Consider the following 20,491-nt stretch of genomic DNA (forward strand, 5'->3'; position numbering starts at 1 on the left):
CTGTTCATGTCGTTTCTTACTTCTCTTTTGCCTTTGCTCTGTCTTACAATCATGTAAATGATGCCGATGATGAACAATATTACAACAGCATATATAATTGGTAGTAACATAACCATTCCTCCTTTTAAAAAAACAACAGCCTATAAAAGCGATTGTTTAATTAAAGGTTAATTATATTACCACAAACCCTAGTACCTATCTAACGTTTATACCACTATGGAAGATTTTGGAATTACTTTAGCCATCAACGGCCAGCAAATACCCGCAACTGTGCACCCACATATTGAGGGCGAAACCACTTACTACGATATCATTACCGATTCGTTTACTATCAGCATTTACAAAGACACCCTGTATACCTGGGCTGCCGATGACAATGCGGGCTTCAGCAACGACGAGATTAGTAGCTTTGGTGCACAACTGAACGATTATTAAGCAATCATCACGGTACAATAAAACTGCCGTCGCCTCTGCGGCGTAACTCGCGTCCGTTACGTCGCGGACTACCGGTCCACTTTTGCAAATTGGCCCGTACCGTTAACATCAAATACCGGCTCAACGCATTGGTTACGGTATTGGTTACCGAACTGGTGGTGGTTACCTGGTCAATAAAGTTATTTTGCTTTAGAATATCGAACACCTGCAAATTTACCGTAAGCAAACGGCGCGAAAAAAACTCTTTTTCTATAGAGGCATTAATTACCAAAGGGTTTCGAGAGGTGATACCGTACACCAGATTTTTACTGGCGCTATAGCCAATATTAAATGTGCGGTTTTTAAACAAGTAAACCTTACCGTCGATATTCATAGAAATCCGCTTAACCGTTGTACTGGTATCCCTCGGTAGTTTAAAAGTCGATTTGGTAACATCATATGCTACAAACGGGTTTATCTCAATGGATTCATTCGGGTTTATTCGAGGCCCAAATCGCTCGTTGAAACGCCAAACGGTTGTTAAATTTCGGGCGTTATCTAGCATCGAAACATTATTGGCATAAGTAACATTTCCCAAAAACGACAGATTGTACCGGCGGTCGGCCAGTTGTTTAGAAAAGTTGTAGTTGCCGTTGATATTATACGAGCCGTTCATGTTCAGGTAATAGGTCTCGTATCGTGTATACCGGGCATTGTTGTCAGTGGTAGCTCTGATGGTAACCCGGTTGCTCACAATTTGGTTGGTAATAATACTACCATTGATATTAGCCGATATATTGATTTTAGAATTGGGCAGATAATTGTTGTATAACGCATTGATGGAGTGCCGGAATGATGGCCTCAAATCAGGGTTACCAAAAACAGTATTTAAGGCGTTTGATTGATCGGGCACAGGCTGTATTTGGTTAAAAGACGGCTCGGTTGGATTACCCGAGTAATTAATAGATGCCCGCTGCTGTCGCGACCATACATACTGAAAACGAAAAATCGGAATCAGGTTAAAATAGTTACGATGCGTAGTTGTGCCCTTACTTACGTTATCGCCGCTTAGAGTTGTCGGCACAGCCGTAGCCCCTACTGACAGATTGAACTTGGTTTGATTAAGCCGGTAATTAACCGCAAAGCGCGACTCGGTAAATTTGTAATCAAACACATTATCGATATAGGTTAACGGAATATAGTTACCTGCGAAATCAATACTATCGGTAAAGGCTTTGTTATGGTACGACCGGTTGTTCACCTGCGCATTAAACTCCAGTTGCGATATGGTAGAAAGCGGCTCAACATAGGTCATGCTGGTTCTGAAGTTTATGGTTGAATTATCCCGCGTTACATACCGGTGAATGATAGACCTGTTGATTACCTCACCGTTGGCATCTTTTTGATCAACCTCGGTATTAGGCTCGTTTTCCTGGCTCTGATCGGCGTTGTTGTAGTTGAGTTGGATAGAGAAATTACGCCGTGGCTTATTAAAAATGTGCTGATAAAAAACGATGCCTCCCCAGGTTGGATTACTGCCTCTATTGGTGTTCAATCCGGACGTATTTTGGTTTGCGAAACCACTCTGAATGCTGGACGAATTTGTGATGGAATTAGAAGATGAGAAATTGACGCTGGGTGTTATCCGCAAAAAGTTGGCACTATCGGGCGTATACTCAAATTCAAAACTGGCCCGGTGCGTTTTGTTTGAAGACCTGGAGTCGCTGTTATTTATAAAAGAGGTGGTTCCGTCTCCGCTAAACTGCTCACCATAGCTATTGCTGAACGTATGCACATTAGTGTAATTATAGGTGTAGTTGCCATTTACTTGTACTTTTTTACTCCACTGGTCGCGGTAGCTAAAGCTAGGATTACCAGATGTAGTAGTTCCCCCGCTTCCGTTACTGCTGCTGTTACCACCCGATGCCCCACCTGTTGCCGCTGATGCCCCTCCGGCTGAGCCGCCCGAAACACCGGTTGACGCTACCCCATTTACCGTATTACGAAAACTTCCTAGCAGACCAACTTGCTGGTTGCCGTTCAATCGTTGCAAAAACACCCGGCTTTCATACCTATCGTTGTTACCGCCGCCTGCCGCCAAACGAATAATGTTGCCAACTGAACGATCGGCACGCGTGGTAATGTTCAGTACCTTCTGCGGATCGCCGTCTTTTATACCTGTGCGTGCGGCCTGATCGCCATAGTCATCCACCACCTGAATTTTTTCAACAATGTCTGCAGGTAGATTCTGGATCGCCTGCGCCACGTCACCGCCCGAGTAATCTTTACCATTTACCCTTGCCCTTACAACTTGCTGCCCTTGGTGCGTTACTGAGCCGTCTGAGCCGACTTCCATTCCCTCCATTTTTTTCAGTAACTCATCAACCGAAGAATTTGGTCTTACTTTGTAATCACTAGCCCTGTATTCTACGGTATCCGTTTTATAAGTAATACTAGGCGTTCCGTTTACAATAACTTCTTTCAGCGCATTGGCTTGGTTACGCAACACAAAAGGATCGAGCACTAATCGAGGTATCGCATCATTGTTAAGCATTCGCTTAACTACTGGCCGGAAACCTATGCTTGTAATGGAAATGACAAAAGTGGCCGATTTAACATTTTTAAATACAAAAATGCCATCGGCATTGGTGGTAGTGCTTATGCTATCGGTTGCGGTTTTTATTTTAACCGTTGCGCCTATAACCGCCTCATCAGTACTATCTTTTACCACGCCGCTTACTTCACGAACCGGCAAAGGAGGTGCTGCACCAGCTTGCCTGCGCCCCGGTACCTGAGCTATGGCTAATTGAGCTATAAAAGTGAAAAGAACAATAAATAGAAATGGCTTCATGTGTAAGGTTAAAGAAAATAGATGAGCGTGTAGAGGTTGACGAATGCAGGTTAAGGTTTAGCCAGTTTATATTTGCTCCAAAAATCGGATGGAGTAGTGAGTTCCATCATTCCTTGGCCACCACCAAAACCGCCGCCCATACGCATACCTCCACCATCAAAACTACCCGAACGCGCACCACCGTCAACATTTATATTCATGCGGTTATTATTGAATTGAATGCCATTCACTTTAACATTAAAGGCAATTTCGGTTGCGCTGCTAGCATCAAGTTCTAAAAGCTTAAGCGGAATGGCCAGCTCATAAATTAAATTAGCTTTACTGTCTACATTCATTGCAGCTTTAAGGCTGTAAACATTGTATATAGAAATCAGGGTATCTGTTATGTCTTTTATGCCGGTAATTCCTACCTCTTTCATACCGGTAATGATTTGCTTTCGTGAAGTCACCAGCGCAGCAGTATCTATGTTAGTGCCCCCCTGCCTGTTACCACCTCTTAACATACGCATGCCGCCGCCGGATAATGGATAACTGACAACCGCAGCATCTTTTTCTTTCTTTTTACCATCTTTGTTAATGGCAATAGTTAAGCCACCGCCTAATATTTTATTAATACTGGTAGCGTCTGTACAAGTAAAAGCTAAATAAATATTATTAGCATCATTGGCTACAGTATAATGTAACTGCGTACTTTTATTATACAAAGGTAGAGATGCCCATTCGGTAAGTTTGCCATCGGCTTTGGTGCCTGCGGGTGCTTTTTGCCCTAATAACGGATCACTTTGTGCATATACAGCTAAAGATGTTAAGAGGCTGGCAAAAAAAGTTAAACTTTTTCCGAATATTTTACACTTAGTTTGCATCATTTTAAACAGATGATAAGATATTAAACAACTTTGCCAACATGCTACAACTACCGTGTAATCAGTTGTTTGATAAGCGTTTTGGCTTTGGTATGGATCTGTATCACCAAAACTAATTTTATAAGTGGTTTTTTAGTAATAATTCAGGTAATAAATTCAATACAATAAGGCAACCTGTAAACATGTTACAAAAACAGTGTTTAATAACGTGGTGTTGATAGATGCATTATGTGAACATAAAAGTTTAAAAGCTTCTGTAATTTTTTAAATTGAATAACAGAAATTGAGCTTCTGCATCATAATACTGAATACAAATAAATTTATAATGACTAATTTTAACCATACTTTACTGAGCTTAAAAAGCTTTACTGTTATTTTATTATTATTTGCCTGGGGCAAGGGCTTGGCTCAGCAAACCGAAAAGCGCGACTCAAAGCTTACACCGCAGGTAAAAGAAGAATACGAAGTTTTAAAATCTGATTTAAACACACGCCAAGGCACTTACGTGGCTTTTTATAAAAAGCAAATGCTTGCTGCCGGACGCTACAATCAGAACAAAAAAGTAGGCAGCTGGACTTTCTTCAACTTAAAAAAAGAAGTGATACAACGCTTTAACTACGATAGCAAAACCTTAATTTATGAAGCACGCGAAGATTCTACTTCGGGGTTTAAATATATTATTGACAAGCCAATAGCAGATACCGACCGGGTAACAAAACCTATAAAACCAGGTGGCCGATATTACGGCTACCTCCGCTATTTGAATTTGTTCCAGTTACCGAAAGATTTAATTGGCATAAACAACGATCTATTTGACTATACCATTGAACTATTGATTAGCCCATACGGACGGTTGGCTGAGTACAAAGTACACATACAATCGCGCTTACGACCGGAAGAAGATGAAAATGTCAAGATGAATATTAATTTATTAAGTGATGAAGAAAAAACGTTTATACCTGCTACGTTAAATAAAGAGTCGATATCATCACGTATACTTATACGATGCCGATTATCAGGAACAGACAGAATTACTTTCTGGGATATGAAGTAAAATTATTTTACCACAAACAAAAAGGCCGCTCAACTAGCGGCCTTTTTGTTTGTCTGATTTTTTAATTAGTGGCTGTGGTGACCATCCGGGCCATGGGCATGACCGTGAGACAATTCCTCTGGGTTAGCCGGACGTACATTAACGATATTTCCTTTAAAATGTAGTTCCTGACCAGCCATGGGGTGGTTTAGGTCTACAATAACCGAATCTTCGGCAACAGATACCACTTGTCCCTGGAAACGGTTACCCTGGTTATCTTGTAATGGTAGTATAGCGCCAACTTCTGGCATATCGGTACCGGCAAACATATCTTTGGGCAAGCTAGCTACCGCCTCGTCGCTATATTCACCGTAAGCATCCTGGGCAGCCAGTCTAAAATCAAAGCCATCCCCTGTTGAAAGGGTACTTAAATTTTCTTCAAACTTAGGCAGCATTTGGCCAGCGCCGTACAAAAAGGTTAAAGGCTGCTCTAAAGTAGCACTTTCAACTAATGCTTCGGTGCCGTCTTCCTGATTCACATACAAATCGTATGTTAAGGATACTACGTGTTGTGGTTCAATTTTCATGTAAATGCAATTTATTATTAAAAGTTACGAAAGCGTAATTTGTTTTAATGCTTCCGCCACCGTAGTTAACGGCAATCCGCAGGTTTTATCTTTACAAATAAAAATCCGTGTTTCGTCGGCAATCCGGTTTTGAAGCAAAGGTAAATTTTCTTCCGTTCCGCCCAACATAATTTTGTTAGGTACGTAAGTTTGTTCTAACTCCTGCCGGATTTGGTGGGCCAGCTTGCCGGTGATGGCAACTTCATACGTTCCAAACACTTCCTCCAGCAACAACATGGCCCAGTTTGAGTACGATGAACCGTACTTAGCCATATAAGGCATTACATTGCGTAATAGCTGCGCGGCAATCTCTTCATATCGGTTATTTTCAAACAATAAACTTAGCTTATGCAGGTTGCGTGCCATCACCGAGTTAGACGCCGGTATTACGCCATCCATAATTTCTGTTTTTCGTGCGATGAGTTGTTCGTCATCGCTGGCGGTATAAAAAAACATGCCTTCGCTGTCATCATAATAATATTCGATAGCATTATCAACCAGTTGCTGCGCTAATTGAAGCCATTGTATATCAAAAGTAACCTCATATAAAGCAATGAAAGCTTCTGCTACATTGGCATAATCGTCTAAAAAGGCAATAATGGGCTCGTTTATGCTGATGTTCTTTTTATAGATACGCATTAACCGACCATTGGCTTTAACTAAATCCTCTTTGATAAAAGATGCATTATTTAAAGCCAATTCCAAATAGTTGGGGTTGCTAAAAGTGCGGTATGCATCGCAAATACCTTTCAACATCAAACCATTCCAGGATGCCAGTATCTTATTATCCAATCCGGGGCGAATACGTTTACTCCGCGCTTCAAACACTTTACTCTTAGCTTCTTCTATTTTGCTTTGCAATTCTTCGGTACTTAAGCCCAGCTGGCGCGCCAGCAAATCATCCTGCTCTTTACGGTACAAAACGTTAGTCTCTTCTTCTTCCCAGTTTCCGGGGTCGGTTATGTGGTAGTAAATGCAAAACAAATCGGCATTGTCACCCAAAATCTCTTTTATATCGGCTTTGGTAAAAGTGTAGAACTTGCCCTCCACCCCTTCGCTGTCAGCATCCAAGGCCGAGTAAAAGCCAAAGTCAGCCGACATGAGTTCACGTTGCACAAAGGCTAATGTATCGGCCACCACTTCCTTGTATAACGGATCAGGGTTCCAAACGTAGGCTTCGGCATAAAGGCCAACTAGCTGGGCATTATCATACAGCATTTTTTCAAAATGCGGCACATGCCAGCGGCCATCTACCGAGTAGCGGGCAAAACCACCACCGATATGATCGTAAATACCGCCGAAGGCCATTTTGTGTAGAGTGAGCTTAACTTGCTGCGCAATTTCATCATCTTTGACTAAGTGCGCGTAACGCATCATAAACTGCCAGTTGTTGGGCATTGGAAATTTAGGTGCACGAGCCATGCCACCCTCAGCTTTATCCAGGTAACGTTTCCAGCCTTTTACAATGGCTTCCAAATCAGCCTGGGCGTATTCAGGTTGCTCCAAAATCAAGTCTACCGACTCAAATTTTTGAATACCTTCTGTCAGGCGCACAGCATACTCTTCGGCCTCATCACGCCGGTTGGTAAAAAAGTCGGCCAAACTCATCAATACGTTCAACCAGTCTGTTTTCGGGAAATAGGTACCGCCATAAATCGGGCGCTGGTCGGGCAGGCAAATGCAGTTAAGCGGCCAGCCACCACGGTTGGTCATTAATTGTACGGCGCTCATATAAATTTGGTCAACATCTGGGCGCTCTTCCCTATCTACTTTTATACAAACAAAGTGCTCGTTCATGATGGCGGCCACCTGCTCATCTTCAAAACTTTCGTGCTCCATTACGTGGCACCAATGACAGGCCGAGTAGCCTATACTTACCAATATTAATTTGTTTTCGGCTTTAGCTTTTTGCAAAGCTTCGGCACCCCACGGGTACCAATCAACCGGGTTATTAGCATGTTGTAAAAGATATGGTGAGGTAGAATTTGCAAGACGATTCATAAAATACAATGTTGTTCTTTAGAGAACAATGATTTTGAGGTTGTGTGTTGCCAAAGGTAACCAAATGTTTAGCTCACAGTTTAGTGTCTAATCATAGCGACAATGGCATCCTAAATAAATTAGCAAAAGGATTACGGTTTTACCTTTCAGCTTTCGCGGCAAAAATCTAATTTTGTCGTTCTTAAGAAAAGAGGAGAAGATTTTGGATTATTTACAGGGATTAAATCCGCAGCAAAGGGCTGCAGTTGAGCAAACCAAAGGTCCTGTGATGATAATTGCCGGTGCCGGATCGGGCAAAACACGGGTAATTACATACAGAGTAGCACACTTGATTAATACAGGCGTTGATGCCTTTAACATATTGGTGCTTACTTTTACCAACAAAGCTGCCAAAGAAATGCGTGAGCGTATTACCCACGTGGTTGGCCCCGAAGCCAAAAACATTTGGATGGGTACCTTTCACTCTGTATTTGCTAAAATTTTACGTGTAGAGGCCGATAAGCTGGGCTACCCTAATAATTTCACCATTTACGATACCGACGATAGCAAAAGCGTTATTAAGGCAGTTTTGAAAGAGCTGAACTTAGACGATAAGCTTTATAACCCAAACTTTGTTTACAACCGTATATCGGCTGCGAAAAACAACTTGGTATCGTGGCAGGAATACCAGCAAAATGCTCAGATCCAAGCCGACGATTTTTCGAGCGGACGTGGCAACATGGGCAAGGTTTATGAAATGTACGCCACCCGTTGCTACCGTGCCGGCGCAATGGATTTTGACGACTTGCTGTTTCAAACCAATCGTCTGTTGAAAGAATATCCGGATGTGCTGTACAAATATCAGAATAAGTTTAAGTACCTGATGGTAGACGAGTATCAGGATACCAACTTTTCGCAGTACCTGATTGTAAAAAAGCTGGCGTCTATCAACGAAAATATTTGTGTGGTGGGTGATGATGCGCAGAGTATTTACGCTTTTCGTGGTGCCAATATCCAGAACATCCTGAATTTTGAAAAGGATTATCCGGATCTGAACGTATTTAAGCTAGAGCAGAATTACCGCTCTACTCAAAACATTGTGAATGTTGCCAACAGCATTATTTCCAACAATAAAGAGCAACTTAAAAAGAACGTTTTTTCGGAAAAAGAAAACGGTGATAAGATTAAAGTCATCCGTGCTTTTAGCGACAATGAGGAAGGCAAAGTGGTTGCTGAATCCATTATGCAGGAACGCACTACCCGCGGCTTAAAATGGCACGACTTTGCCATTCTATACCGCACCAACGCGCAATCGCGCTCAATGGAGGAAGCCTTACGCAAACTGAATATTCCGTACAAAATATACGGTGGTTTATCTTTCTATCAACGCAAAGAGATTAAGGATTTAATTGCTTACTTCAGGTTAACCTTTAACCCTAATGATGAAGAAGCGATGAAGCGCATTATCAATTATCCGCGCCGTGGCATTGGCGACACCACAATTGACCGAATTATTGTAAGTGCTAATCAAAATAACATCAGCACATGGGAAGTGCTAACCAACGCTTCGCAATACTTAGACGGCCGTAGCGCCGGAACCGTGGGTACTTTTGGCACCATGATTCAAAGCTTTCAGGTGATTACGCAAACCATGTCGGCCTATGATGCAGCTTTGCACATCGCACAACATTCAGGTTTGTTAAAAGACTTGTATGAAGATAAATCTGTTGAGGGGCTTAACCGCTATGAAAACATACAGGAGTTATTAAACGGTATAAAGGAGTTTTCGGAACGGGAAGACATTGAAGACAAGAGCCTGAATCTTTTTATGCAGGATGTGGCCTTGCTTACCAATGATGATAACGACAAAAACCCTAATGCGGATACGGTGTCATTAATGACCATTCACTCATCAAAGGGATTGGAGTTTCCGCAAGTTCACGTGGTAGGATTAGAGGAAAATTTGTTCCCTTCACAAATGTCGCTTAACTCGCGCACGGATTTGGAAGAGGAACGCCGGCTGTTTTATGTAGCCGTTACCCGTGCCGAGTATAAACTGACCATTAGTTATGCCACATCCAGATTCAAATTTGGAACGCTCATAAACTGCGAACCCAGCCGCTTTTTGGATGAGATTGATGCGCAGTACCTGGAATTGGATTATACGGCTAAGCAAGCTAAAGGCAATCCATTTTTTGACGATGAGCGTACAGCTTGGAGTCGTAATAGCGACACCTTTTCCAAGCCTAAAGCACCAGCTACGGCCAAGCCTAAAACTACTTCGCTGCTGGCTAAAGCACACGTACCAACCGCAGGTTTTGCACCATCAGATACCAGTAAGTTGCAGGTAGGTATGGAAGTAGAACACGAGCGATTTGGGTTTGGTAAGGTTATTAATTTAGAAGGCAATAAACCCGACGTAAAAGCTACCATTTTCTTTAAAGAAATTGGTCAGAAACAACTTTTACTTAAATTTGCCAAACTTCGTATTGTAGAGTAAGAAATATAACTTACTCTACAATAATTTAAAGAATTTGAAAAAACAATAGGTCTACCAAAATGTTGTGGTAGTACTTACTTAATCTTTAAGAAATCACATCATCTTCCTACCTTGATAAAAGCCTCAAACTGGGCAATTTTTTAACCTATTACATTCTCAAACCGTGGAATATTTTCACCAGTTTTAGTTGTAATATATAATAATATGCGTTATTTATTACTTAAACGCAATATAAAACGTGTGGCACATGCTTTGAACTTATAGTTCTACGCCCTTTCCCCTTATATAGGCGTTTAAACACATATGAGTGCTCTTATCAATAACAAGGCAGTTAACTCTGTAGGCAACAATATTCGTACATTACGTCATCAGCGTGGCTGGAGCCAGGAAGATGTTGCCACCCGTTTAGGTATTTCGATTCCTGCTTTTTCAAAAATTGAAACTGGTATAACCGACGTTAACCTATCCAGGCTAGAACAGATTGCAACCATTTTTGAAATTAGTGTTGTTCAATTGGTTGGTTTAGGTTTAACAGAAAGCGAAAAGCAATATTCGAGCATGAATGCTGCTAATAAAAAACTATCTGAACGTGAAACTGAAATTGCCGAGTTGCAACGAAAAGTGATTGAACTTTACGAAGAACTGCGCAACAAACGCCCAATTGCCGTATAAAAACAGGCTGCTGTTTGTTTTTTATTACACTTCTGTTGTAAAAACTGGTACAATCAGCAGCCTTTATTTTTCCCGCACTTTCCAACGGTTAATACCTAATTAACCAATTTTCTTTTTAGGACATACTTACTTAAACTTCTGAATAAAATTGCCTTTTTCGCAAAAGAAACTGGTCTAGATTATTTTGGAGTAATAATTGTAAATCATAATCTACAACACTACAGATTATGATGACTAAGTATTTTATATCCATACCAAAACACTCTGCCTTACAAGACGGAACCACTATTCACGATCCGGATACAAAATTAAAGGTAGGCGTATTTAATGTGCTTAAATCTAAATTTAAGCCCCGCAGAGGCGAAAAATGTTTTTATGTAACGGCAGGCAATCAAACTTTAGCCTTTGAAACGCAAGGGTATAAAAAGCACCGTAAACTGCTTATTTTGCAAATGGTGGCTTGGTACTGCGTTTATCTGGGGTTAATGGAGGCACAAATACATTCGCACTTACCTATTGCTTGTTAAAGTTTATAGGTAAGTGTTTTTAATTACATACCGGCTCTTTCGGGATTGTGCAGCATATCGCTCATATCCATAATTTTATCGTCAATCTCACCCACGCATTTTATCATCATGGTAATGCATTCGGTTTGATTTACCAACCCTTCCCGTTCCAAGTTCATTAAACCTTTGAGCGTAGCAATCGGTCCTCTGATTTGGTGTGACAGATAAGAAGAGTACTCGGACAACTTTTTGTTTTTGATCTGCAAATCCTTGGTGCGCTCATCAATAATCTCTTCCAAGTGGTGATTTATTCGATCCAAATTATCTTTCTGAACAGATATTTCGTTATTCAACTCAGTTAATCGTTTATTAGTTACCGCCTTACGCTTCACATTTCCTATTAGGAGTGCTACCACAAAGCATAATAAAATTGCCAGACAAACTACTGCTATGGCAATATTTCGGTTATATCGTTGCCTAACTTCGCTAGCCTCCTTTTCTTGCAGCAACTCATTCTGCCTAAATTTCACTTGGTAGATATTCAATGCGGCTGAACTGTTGTTGCGATATTGAATACTATCTTTACGATAGATACTTTGCAGGTAACGCAAAGCATGCTCATAATTTTTGCGTTTCAATTCTAACATGTAAAAGCTGCCTTCATAATCATCCATCAGCTTTTCATTTTTTGTAACCGAGGCGAAAGCCTTTCCTTCATTAAGCCAATGTTCAGCATCAGTGAACAAACCCTGTGTTGTAAAAATTTCTGATAAAGTAATATTTATTTGAGCAATAGCAAGATTTAAGTCAGCCTCTTTAGCTTGCTTATTAGCCTCAAACAGTAAGCTTTTTGCCTTTTCATAATTACCAATTGATTTGTAAACCACCCCCATATCCTGCAACACAGCAACCAATAATGATTTATCACCAACTTCATTGATAAGTTGAAAACTTTTATCATAATTAGTTAATGCTTTTGTAAAATTCAGTTTACGTTGATAAGCATTACCTAAATTTAGGTGTATAGCAGCAAGCAACTTCTTTTTTTCAACCTTATGATTGCGGTACAAATCCATTGCGCTCTGGTAATACTCTAAACACTTATCATAGTCGATATCCTGGTAAAGGGCACCTAAGTTATTATTGATATTAATTTCGCCGACAACATTATGATGACTATGATAAATAGATTTGGCTAATAAGTAATTCATAATGGCAGTTTCATTATTTCCTAAATAATGCTCACCCAATCCCTTAACCCGATAAGCCATAGCAACACCTTTGTCATATTTGATTTTCCGGGCCAATTGCAATGCTCTGTCAGCATATTTAACAGTTTGCGTGGCGTCTGTTAGGCGCATATCAAAGCCTTTATCCAGCAGGTTGTTTACCTCGCTAGTATCCTGAGCTAGCTCGGGTTCAAGGTAAGATTTACCATAAGAACTGTGGATAAATAGAATAACAGTGATAAAAAAGGCCAATATTCTTTTCATTAAAGCCGTATTACGATTAAAGATGCGGAATGTTATAAATATACTCAAGATTGGCAACCATGCAGAAATTTTTAATTTTTTTTATTTTTTTTTTTGAATCCGTAAAAACTTCTTTACATTTGTAGTGTTGATTTAGATAACAGACACAAAATACTATAAATTAATAGATTATGAAAAAAATATTACTTGTTGCAACCCTATTTATTAGCGCAGCAAGCATCACATCTTGCAGCAAAGAAAACGATGCAAAACCAAGCGTAACCAAGAAGCTAGCAGACGGCCCTGGTGATAAGAGCACATTGGGTACAGGTGACGGCACCAGGCCAAGCGAAGGCGGTTGATTAAATCGAGTCCGTCTAAAAATATCACTACTTAATTAATAAATAAACAACACTTAATAAATAGTTATTAACACATGAAAAAATTATTATTAGCCGCGGCTTTATTTGCCAGCGTAGCCACTATATCTTCTTGCACTAAAGAAAACGACGCACAACCTAACATATCTAAAAAAGCAGCTTTTGGCCCTGGCGATAAAAGCACATTAGGTACCGGTGATGGCACCAGACCAAGCGAAGGCGGTTGATTATCACACTCTTTTCAGACCGCAAGATAATTAGCCATTAGTGCTTTTTAACATCACGAACTATACAGATTATTACACACTTTTTTACACATATTGAAATGAAAAAGTTCTTATTAGCAGCAACATTATTCATCGGCGTAGCCACTATATCTTCTTGCACTAAAGAAAACGACGCGCAACCAACAATATCAAAAAAAACAGCCTTCGGCCCTGGCGATAAAAGCACATTAGGCACTGGCGATGGTACCAGACCAAGTGAAGGTGGTTGATTATACCAACAACTTGATTTTACCTACAGATATTTCAGATATTATTTATTTAACAACACACATGAAAAAGATATTACTAATTGCCGCTTTATTTGCCGGTGTAACCACATTCTCTTCTTGCAGCAAAGAAAACGATGCACAACCCACTATCTCTAAAAAAACAGCTTTTGGCCCTGGCGATAAGAGTACATTGGGTACCGGTGATGGCACCAGACCAAGCGAAGGCGGTTGATTAATTACTTAAAAAATCAATAGTTGTCCATACACTTTAATACTTCTTATAAAATAACACATGAAAAAATTATTATTAGCCGCGGCTTTATTTGCCAGCGTAGCCACTATATCTTCTTGCACTAAAGAAAACGACGCACAACCTAACATATCTAAAAAAGCAGCTTTTGGTCCTGGCGATAAAAGCACATTAGGTACTGGCGATGGCACCAGACCAAGTGAAGGTGGTTGATTATTACAGTAACCATTCATAATTAAAACATGCTCAAAGCATGTCTGCTATAATCAAACTCCTACATCGAACTGCTGAATGTGACTTAATTCGGCAAACTCGGTAAAATCTTGCAAGTGCAGATTCTGATTATTATTAAGTAAGAATTTTTCGGTAGAGTCTTCATCAAAAAGATTGCTTGATGTAGTATACCCTTGCAAGTAGACAATGTATGGTTGAAGAAATATTTGTGAGTAAATAACGGTTCTTAAAAAAAGCGAGCCTATTTGACTAAAGAAAGCTTGTTCGAAGCTTTTGGCCGCCAACTTACAGTTAAACTTAAACATCAGAATTTAAGCTGATAATTATTGACAGTTTTATAACAACCGGATATTTGAGAGTTATCAAGTCCTGATCAATAAGCTTGTGTAACTTACACTTGAACCCTTAAAGTTTCAGATGTTACATATTGCAATGTTGCCATCAGCCGTATTGGTAAGTTATCTATTAACGGGCTCTTTATAGTTGATTAATTTCTTCAACAACAGATGGCAATCTAAAACCAATCCATCATTGTTCTTAAACTTTAAAAGGCTTCGCAAATAGAAATCAAAAAATTTCAAATTTAAGACAATTTCTTTTTGCTGATCATCACCTCTCCTGTTGCACTAGGTACTACGCATTACTGGCGCTAACGCCAATCAACATTAAATCAGCAAACTCTATTACTTCCCTTTCACAATCTGATTTTTTCTGTATTGGAAATTGCACTTCGTTTCATGATAGCAATGCTTTCAATTTGCCTACCATAACTATATCCAAAAGCCGGTATTATAAATACTTTAAAACGTAAAGTCTTTCTCCCATATCCTATCATTAAACAGGTTGCAACATACTGCATTGTTTTTATTGTAAAACTGAACAGATGCCGCAGTGCAGTATTGGAACTTAAGCATGTACACGCAACATATAAATAACTCCGTTGCCATTATTGCTTTTAAAACCTATTATATGCGCCGCAGATGTATGTAAGTTTTATATTTGCCTTTTTACATTTGTAATTATGCAAGTAATCAGACAATACATCGAAGATCATAAACAGCGTATGCTGGATGAGCTTTTTGATCTGCTGCGTTTTCCTTCGGTAAGCGCCGATCCGAAATATGCACCTGAGGTTTTAAAAACGGCCGATTATACAGCAGCCAAGCTGCGCGAAGCTGGCGCCGACAATGTGGAGGTTTGCCCTACAGCTGGCTATCCTATTGTGTATGGCGAAAAAATTATTGATCCATCTAAGCCAACTGTTTTGGTTTACGGACATTACGATGTACAACCACCCGACCCTTTAGAATTATGGCATACCCCACCGTTTGAACCCACCGTTCGTGATGGCAAAATATATGCCCGTGGTGCATGCGATGATAAAGGTCAATTTTACATGCACGTCAAAGCATTTGAGCTGATGATGCAAACCAACACCTTACCCTGCAATATCAAATTTATGATTGAGGGTGAAGAGGAAGTGGGATCTAACAACCTAGGCATTTTCGTAAAAGCAAACAAAGAACGCCTGAAAGCCGATGTGGTACTGATATCAGACACCTCGATGATAAGTATGGAAACTCCTTCGCTTGAAACAGGCTTGCGTGGTTTATCTTACTTAGAAGTAGAAGTTGTTGGCCCTAACCGTGATTTACACTCCGGCGTTTACGGGGGTGCAGTAGCTAACCCGGCAACTATTTTAGCTAAATTAATTGCATCATTACACGACGAAAACAACCATATTACCATCCCCGGCTTTTACGACGATGTGGTGGAATTAACTGAAGAAGAGCGCAATGCATTAAACGCTGCCCCGTATAACGAAGAAGAATATAAAAAAGACCTGGACATTGCCGATGTATGGGGTGAAAAAGGTTATTCAACTTTAGAACGTACCGGCACACGCCCAACTTTAGAAGTAAATGGCATTTGGGGCGGTTACATTGGCGAAGGTGCCAAAACGGTATTACCATCTAAAGCCAACGCTAAAATATCTATGCGCCTGGTGCCTAACCAAAGTTCGGAAAAAATTACGCAACTGTTTACCGAACACTTCACCCACATTGCACCACCATATGTAAAGGTGAAAGTTACGCCACATCATGGCGGCGAACCGGTAGTTACGCCTACCAATAGCGTGGCATACCAGGCAGCTCAAAAAGCTATTGCCGAAGCTTTTGGTAAAGACCCTATTCCTACTCGCGGTGGTGGTAGTATACCAATTGTGGCATTGTTTGAGGCCGAATTAGGTATCAAAACCGTATTAATGGGTTTTGGCTTAGATAGTGATGCACTACATTCGCCCAACGAAAAATACGATATATATAATTATTATAAAGGCATAGAAACCATTCCGCTGTTTTACAAACACTATGCGGAACTGAGCAAATAATTATATTTGACCGGTTTGTTAACAAAGCGCTCTTGCAGCATGCAAGGAGCGCTTTGTTGTAAACAGATACTGATATAATCTTGAATTCAAATTCTTAATTCTATACTCTGGCAGCTATGATGCAATGGGAAAAACTTATTTCGGCAAAACGGTGGGGTGTTCAAAATAGCGATATACAAGATCAGGACAAGGCTCGTTCGCAATTTCAGCGCGATTATGACCGGTTGATCTTTTCTTCACCCTTCCGCCGTTTGCAAAACAAAACGCAGGTTTTTCCGCTGCCCGGCAGTGTTTTTGTGCACAACCGCCTAACGCATAGTTTGGAGGTGGCCAGCGTGGGCCGATCACTAGGCACCATTTTTTACAATAACCTCAAAAAGCAGGAACCGGATGTTGATAAAAGGCTGCCGCTCATTAGCGAAGTTGGCAATATTGTAGCTGCAGCCTGCCTGGCGCACGATATGGGCAACCCAGCTTTTGGCCATTCGGGCGAGTCGGCCATGTCGCGATATTTCACCGATGGCGATGGGACCAAATATAAAGCCGACCTGACAGACGAGCAATGGCATGACGTTATCCATTTTGAGGGTAATGCCAATGCCTTCCGCATCCTTACCCACCCGTTTACCGGTAAAGGTAACGGCGCTTTTGCACTAACTTACGCTACGCTGGCATCTATCGTAAAGTACCCTTGTGCAGCTATTGCCGGCCATGTGAAAGGCAACATTCATCAAAAAAAGTATGGCTTTTTTCAGTCCGAACAAGCGTCGTTCCAAGCCATGGCTGACGAGTTGGGTATGATTCAAACCCAAAATAATCCGTTGATTTATAAACGCCATCCGCTGGTATACTTGGTAGAGGCGGCCGATGATATTTGTTACAGCATTATAGATCTGGAAGATGCTCACCGTTTGAAAATTCTATCGTACGATAAAATTAAAGAACTTTTGCTACCCATCTGCAACAGCACCCGATTGGAGCCTTGGCTGGAAAGTGAGTTTGAGGACGAAGATGCTAAAGTTGGATTATTGCGTGCCAAAGCTATCAACAACCTGATTACGGCAACATCTCTGATATTTATGGACAACCAAAATGTCATTTTAGATGGCGGTTTTAATATGGGATTGACTGACGCTCTAGAAGAACCATTCGCCGCACCTTGGAAAGAAATATCAGACATCTCTAAAAAGAAAATCTATAATTATCAATCGGTAGTACAAATTGAAGTTGCCGGTTACAAAGTAATGGGCGGACTGCTGGAAGAATTCATTCCAGCTTTAATCAACAATAGCTCAAACTACGACAAAAAGCTGGTGGAGCTGATTCCAAAACAATTCATCACCCTCGATACTGATTTATATTCCAAAATTCAAAGTGTGCTCGATTTTGTATCAGGCATGACAGATTTGTATGCGGTAGAATTATATAGGAATATCAAAGGCATTTCCTTTCCGGCTATACATTAAGCTCCTCCTAAACCCGCCTTGGGAGAAAGAGCTTTTGAATTTCTTGAAAATTAAAATGTCATTTCGAGTGCTAACGAGAAATCTTTTGAAAGCGATAGGTTAACTGCCTGTTTGAAAAGAGCTCTCACTATCGTTCGAGATGACAACTTGTTTAGAACAAGTTGTTAAACACGCCAATGCTCACACTTTTCTAAAAAGGCAGGATCGGCATCGGCGCCTATGCCAGGTGCATCGGCAATGTCTAAATGGTAGCCGTTATAGCTAACTCCACCGATGCAAGGATCTTCCAAATGACCTAGCATACAGGTGTCCATATCATAAAAATGAATATTGGGTGCACTGTACACCAAATGTAATTTAGCACTCAGGGCAATCCGGCTTTCCAACATGCCGCCCATCATGCAAGGGATGTTATGCAGAGCAGCCAAATCATGTATTTTTAAAGCTTCGTTCATTCCGCCTGATTTGGCCAACTTGATGTTAATATAATCACATGACCCACTCTCTATTTGCAAACGGGCGTCATGATGGGTATACACACTTTCATCGGCCATTATTTTTACCGGCGATAATTTTCTGAGCTCAGGCAGCTTGTCATTATACCAGGTGCGCATAGGCTGTTCGCAAAACTCAATATCTGCATTACCCATTGCTTGCAAAGCATAAACGGCATCGTCAAAACTCCAGCCCTGGTTAGCGTCAATTCTTATTTTCATATCCGGTCCTACAGCCTGTCTTATCTTTTGGATACGTATTACATCCTCTTGCGCATGCTTGCCTAATTTTACTTTCAATATCCGGGCACCGTTTTGCTGAAAGGCGACTGCTTTTTGGGCCATCGCATCAGGCTCGCCAATGCCAATGGTGATATCGGTTTCTACCGGTTTCTTTTCGCCACCTAAAAACTTATACAGCGGCAGGCCGGCGTTCTTGGCGGCAATATCATACAATGCCATATCAAAAGCGCTTTTAATAGTATAATTCCCAGCAGCAAAGTTGTGCAGCTGTTGCAAGCGGGCAGGTATATCCAGTGCATCTTTCCCTACCCATAGTTCAGCAAAATCGCGCGCCATAGCCAGGCAGGTTTCCTGCGTTTCGCCGGTTATCATGGGAAACGCCGAACACTCCCCCACACCGGCGAAACCTGCATCGGTATGTATGCGTATTAATACATTTTGTGCATAACGCATAGTACCCGTTGCTATGGTAAACGGCTCCATAGCTATGCTAAACCTGTATATATCAATATGTTTTATATAAACTTGATGCTGCAATGTCATAATACAATATAGTATTAACTCGTTTAAATATGAATTGATGTAAAAGTTTTGGCTTTATGTACAATTTTACTTCATGACTAACACAAAAACTTTATATTTGCGTTACTCTGATATATTTTTTTGTAGAACTTATCAAACTACAGCTGCTCTCTTCCTGTTTTTTACTTAACCGGCACAGCAAGCTGATAAAAAATCTTTATTAAAAATAACTACATGGCACAAAAAGAAATGCCTGCTCAATTTGATTATAACTCAACCCGTAGTAAACTTTTATTATCTGAATACGGCCGTAATGTACAAAACATGGTTAAGTACATTGTAAATTTGCCTACAAAAGAAGAGCGTAACCGCTATGCTAATGTGGTGATAGATTTGATGGGCTTTTTAAACCCACACCTGCGGGATGTGGCTGATTTTAAGCACAAGTTATGGGACCATTTGCACATTATATCTGATTACAAGATTGATGTTGATTCGCCATATCCGGTTCCTTTGCCCGAGGCAATACATCTTAAACCAGAACCCTTAAAATATCCTAACCAGCGTATCAAATACAAGCACTATGGCAAAACCATTGAATTGATGATAGACAAGGCTCGCAACATTGAAGAGCCGGCACGCCGTCAGCATATGATACAGGCTATAGCCAATTTCATGAAAATGGCCTATGTGCAATGGAACAAAGATTCGGTAAGCGATGAAAGCATATTGGCCGATTTGCGTGAACTTTCACGTGGCGAGCTGCAACTGGAAGAAAACATAAATCTTAACCGTGTTGAATATCGTACCCCGGTACAAAACACCCGCAGCAACAATAACCAGCGGAGTAATAATAATCAGAACCGGAATAACAACAACAATCAAAACCGCAACAACAATCCGCGGAATAACAATAACCAAAACCGCAACAACAATCAAAACCGTAGCAGCGGTGGCGGTTCACGCAAATATTAATAAGAAATAAAACAAGCAAGAGCCAAGAATCAGGAATCTGTTGATGAGTAATCACTAATAGGTCTTGAATCTTGGCTCTTGTTTATTGCATCTCATTTAAACATCTTTGCAAAAATTTTAAG

The 20,491-nt window shown here is 40.6% G+C and carries 20 protein-coding genes; 13 read left to right on the plus strand and 7 right to left on the minus strand.

What is annotated here, in order from left to right:
- Window positions 1-216 precede the first annotated feature (216 nt).
- Window positions 217-435, plus strand: a complete 219-nt coding sequence (locus GPM24_RS09470; protein WP_158826520.1) for a hypothetical protein — start codon at window positions 217-219, stop codon at window positions 433-435.
- A gap of 7 nt (window positions 436-442) precedes the next feature.
- Here GPM24_RS09470 and GPM24_RS09475 read toward each other — a convergent pair whose 3' ends face one another.
- Window positions 443-3,265 (minus strand): outer membrane beta-barrel protein, encoded by a 2,823-nt coding sequence (locus GPM24_RS09475; RefSeq protein ID WP_158826521.1) that lies wholly within the window; start codon window positions 3,263-3,265, stop codon window positions 443-445.
- Window positions 3,266-3,315: 50 nt separating this feature from the next.
- A complete protein-coding gene (locus GPM24_RS09480; protein ID WP_158826522.1) occupies window positions 3,316-4,131 on the minus strand; it encodes a hypothetical protein in 816 nt (271 codons plus the stop codon).
- A gap of 322 nt (window positions 4,132-4,453) precedes the next feature.
- Here GPM24_RS09480 and GPM24_RS09485 point away from each other — a divergent pair, with 322 nt between their 5' ends.
- Window positions 4,454-5,182 (plus strand): hypothetical protein, encoded by a 729-nt coding sequence (locus GPM24_RS09485; protein ID WP_158826523.1) that lies wholly within the window; start codon window positions 4,454-4,456, stop codon window positions 5,180-5,182.
- A gap of 65 nt (window positions 5,183-5,247) precedes the next feature.
- On the opposite strand, the gene GPM24_RS09490 is transcribed toward GPM24_RS09485, so the two are convergent.
- Complete coding sequence (locus GPM24_RS09490; protein ID WP_158826524.1) at window positions 5,248-5,748, minus strand: FKBP-type peptidyl-prolyl cis-trans isomerase; 501 nt, start codon at window positions 5,746-5,748, stop codon at window positions 5,248-5,250.
- A gap of 24 nt (window positions 5,749-5,772) precedes the next feature.
- Window positions 5,773-7,788, minus strand: coding sequence for a thioredoxin domain-containing protein (locus tag GPM24_RS09495; protein WP_158826525.1), 2,016 nt, complete (start codon window positions 7,786-7,788; stop codon window positions 5,773-5,775).
- A gap of 202 nt (window positions 7,789-7,990) precedes the next feature.
- Between GPM24_RS09495 and GPM24_RS09500 the strand changes: the two genes are divergently transcribed.
- From GPM24_RS09500 to GPM24_RS09510, 3 genes are all read left to right on the plus strand, one after another.
- Window positions 7,991-10,267, plus strand: coding sequence for an ATP-dependent helicase (locus tag GPM24_RS09500; protein ID WP_158827315.1), 2,277 nt, complete (start codon window positions 7,991-7,993; stop codon window positions 10,265-10,267).
- Window positions 10,268-10,570: 303 nt separating this feature from the next.
- Complete coding sequence (locus tag GPM24_RS09505) at window positions 10,571-10,939, plus strand: helix-turn-helix domain-containing protein (protein WP_158826526.1); 369 nt, start codon at window positions 10,571-10,573, stop codon at window positions 10,937-10,939.
- Window positions 10,940-11,166: 227 nt separating this feature from the next.
- Window positions 11,167-11,466, plus strand: a complete 300-nt coding sequence (locus GPM24_RS09510; protein WP_158826527.1) for a hypothetical protein — start codon at window positions 11,167-11,169, stop codon at window positions 11,464-11,466.
- 23 nt (window positions 11,467-11,489) lie between these two features.
- Here the strand turns inward: GPM24_RS09510 and GPM24_RS09515 are convergent, their stop codons facing one another.
- Window positions 11,490-12,938, minus strand: a complete 1,449-nt coding sequence (locus GPM24_RS09515; protein WP_158826528.1) for a tetratricopeptide repeat protein — start codon at window positions 12,936-12,938, stop codon at window positions 11,490-11,492.
- A 170-nt stretch (window positions 12,939-13,108) separates the two neighbouring features.
- Here GPM24_RS09515 and GPM24_RS09520 point away from each other — a divergent pair, with 170 nt between their 5' ends.
- The 5 genes from GPM24_RS09520 to GPM24_RS09540 all read left to right on the plus strand — a co-directional run bounded on the left by GPM24_RS09520 (window position 13,109) and on the right by GPM24_RS09540 (window position 14,256).
- Window positions 13,109-13,279 carry a hypothetical protein gene (locus GPM24_RS09520; protein WP_158826529.1) on the plus strand — a complete coding sequence of 57 codons (171 nt, stop codon included), beginning with the start codon at window positions 13,109-13,111 and terminating at the stop codon, window positions 13,277-13,279.
- A gap of 74 nt (window positions 13,280-13,353) precedes the next feature.
- Entirely contained in the window at window positions 13,354-13,524 is a 171-nt protein-coding gene (locus tag GPM24_RS09525) for a hypothetical protein (RefSeq protein WP_158826530.1), read from the plus strand.
- A gap of 98 nt (window positions 13,525-13,622) precedes the next feature.
- Window positions 13,623-13,793, plus strand: coding sequence for a hypothetical protein (locus GPM24_RS09530; RefSeq protein ID WP_158826531.1), 171 nt, complete (start codon window positions 13,623-13,625; stop codon window positions 13,791-13,793).
- A gap of 61 nt (window positions 13,794-13,854) precedes the next feature.
- Entirely contained in the window at window positions 13,855-14,025 is a 171-nt protein-coding gene (locus GPM24_RS09535) for a hypothetical protein (protein ID WP_158826532.1), read from the plus strand.
- A gap of 60 nt (window positions 14,026-14,085) precedes the next feature.
- On the plus strand, window positions 14,086-14,256 hold the full coding sequence (locus GPM24_RS09540; protein WP_158826530.1) for a hypothetical protein: 171 nt from the start codon (window positions 14,086-14,088) through the stop codon (window positions 14,254-14,256).
- A gap of 53 nt (window positions 14,257-14,309) precedes the next feature.
- Here the strand turns inward: GPM24_RS09540 and GPM24_RS09545 are convergent, their stop codons facing one another.
- Window positions 14,310-14,582: a hypothetical protein gene (locus GPM24_RS09545; RefSeq protein ID WP_158826533.1), complete on the minus strand. Its 273-nt coding sequence runs from the start codon at window positions 14,580-14,582 to the stop codon at window positions 14,310-14,312.
- Window positions 14,583-15,298: 716 nt separating this feature from the next.
- Between GPM24_RS09545 and GPM24_RS09550 the strand changes: the two genes are divergently transcribed.
- Entirely contained in the window at window positions 15,299-16,669 is a 1,371-nt protein-coding gene (locus tag GPM24_RS09550; protein WP_158826534.1) for a dipeptidase, read from the plus strand.
- A 119-nt stretch (window positions 16,670-16,788) separates the two neighbouring features.
- The gene (locus tag GPM24_RS09555) at window positions 16,789-18,135 is read left to right on the plus strand and encodes a deoxyguanosinetriphosphate triphosphohydrolase (protein WP_199269751.1); all 1,347 of its coding nucleotides are present in this window, start codon (window positions 16,789-16,791) and stop codon (window positions 18,133-18,135) included.
- Between the two features lie 164 nt (window positions 18,136-18,299).
- On the opposite strand, the gene GPM24_RS09560 is transcribed toward GPM24_RS09555, so the two are convergent.
- Window positions 18,300-19,355, minus strand: a complete 1,056-nt coding sequence (locus GPM24_RS09560; protein ID WP_233268772.1) for a mandelate racemase/muconate lactonizing enzyme family protein — start codon at window positions 19,353-19,355, stop codon at window positions 18,300-18,302.
- Between the two features lie 273 nt (window positions 19,356-19,628).
- Here GPM24_RS09560 and GPM24_RS09565 point away from each other — a divergent pair, with 273 nt between their 5' ends.
- The gene (locus GPM24_RS09565) at window positions 19,629-20,369 is read left to right on the plus strand and encodes a DUF4290 domain-containing protein (RefSeq protein ID WP_233268773.1); all 741 of its coding nucleotides are present in this window, start codon (window positions 19,629-19,631) and stop codon (window positions 20,367-20,369) included.
- Window positions 20,370-20,491 lie beyond the last annotated feature (122 nt).

Origin of the sequence: Mucilaginibacter lacusdianchii, from assembly GCF_009770985.1 — a bacterium.
GTDB lineage: Bacteria > Bacteroidota > Bacteroidia > Sphingobacteriales > Sphingobacteriaceae > Mucilaginibacter > Mucilaginibacter lacusdianchii.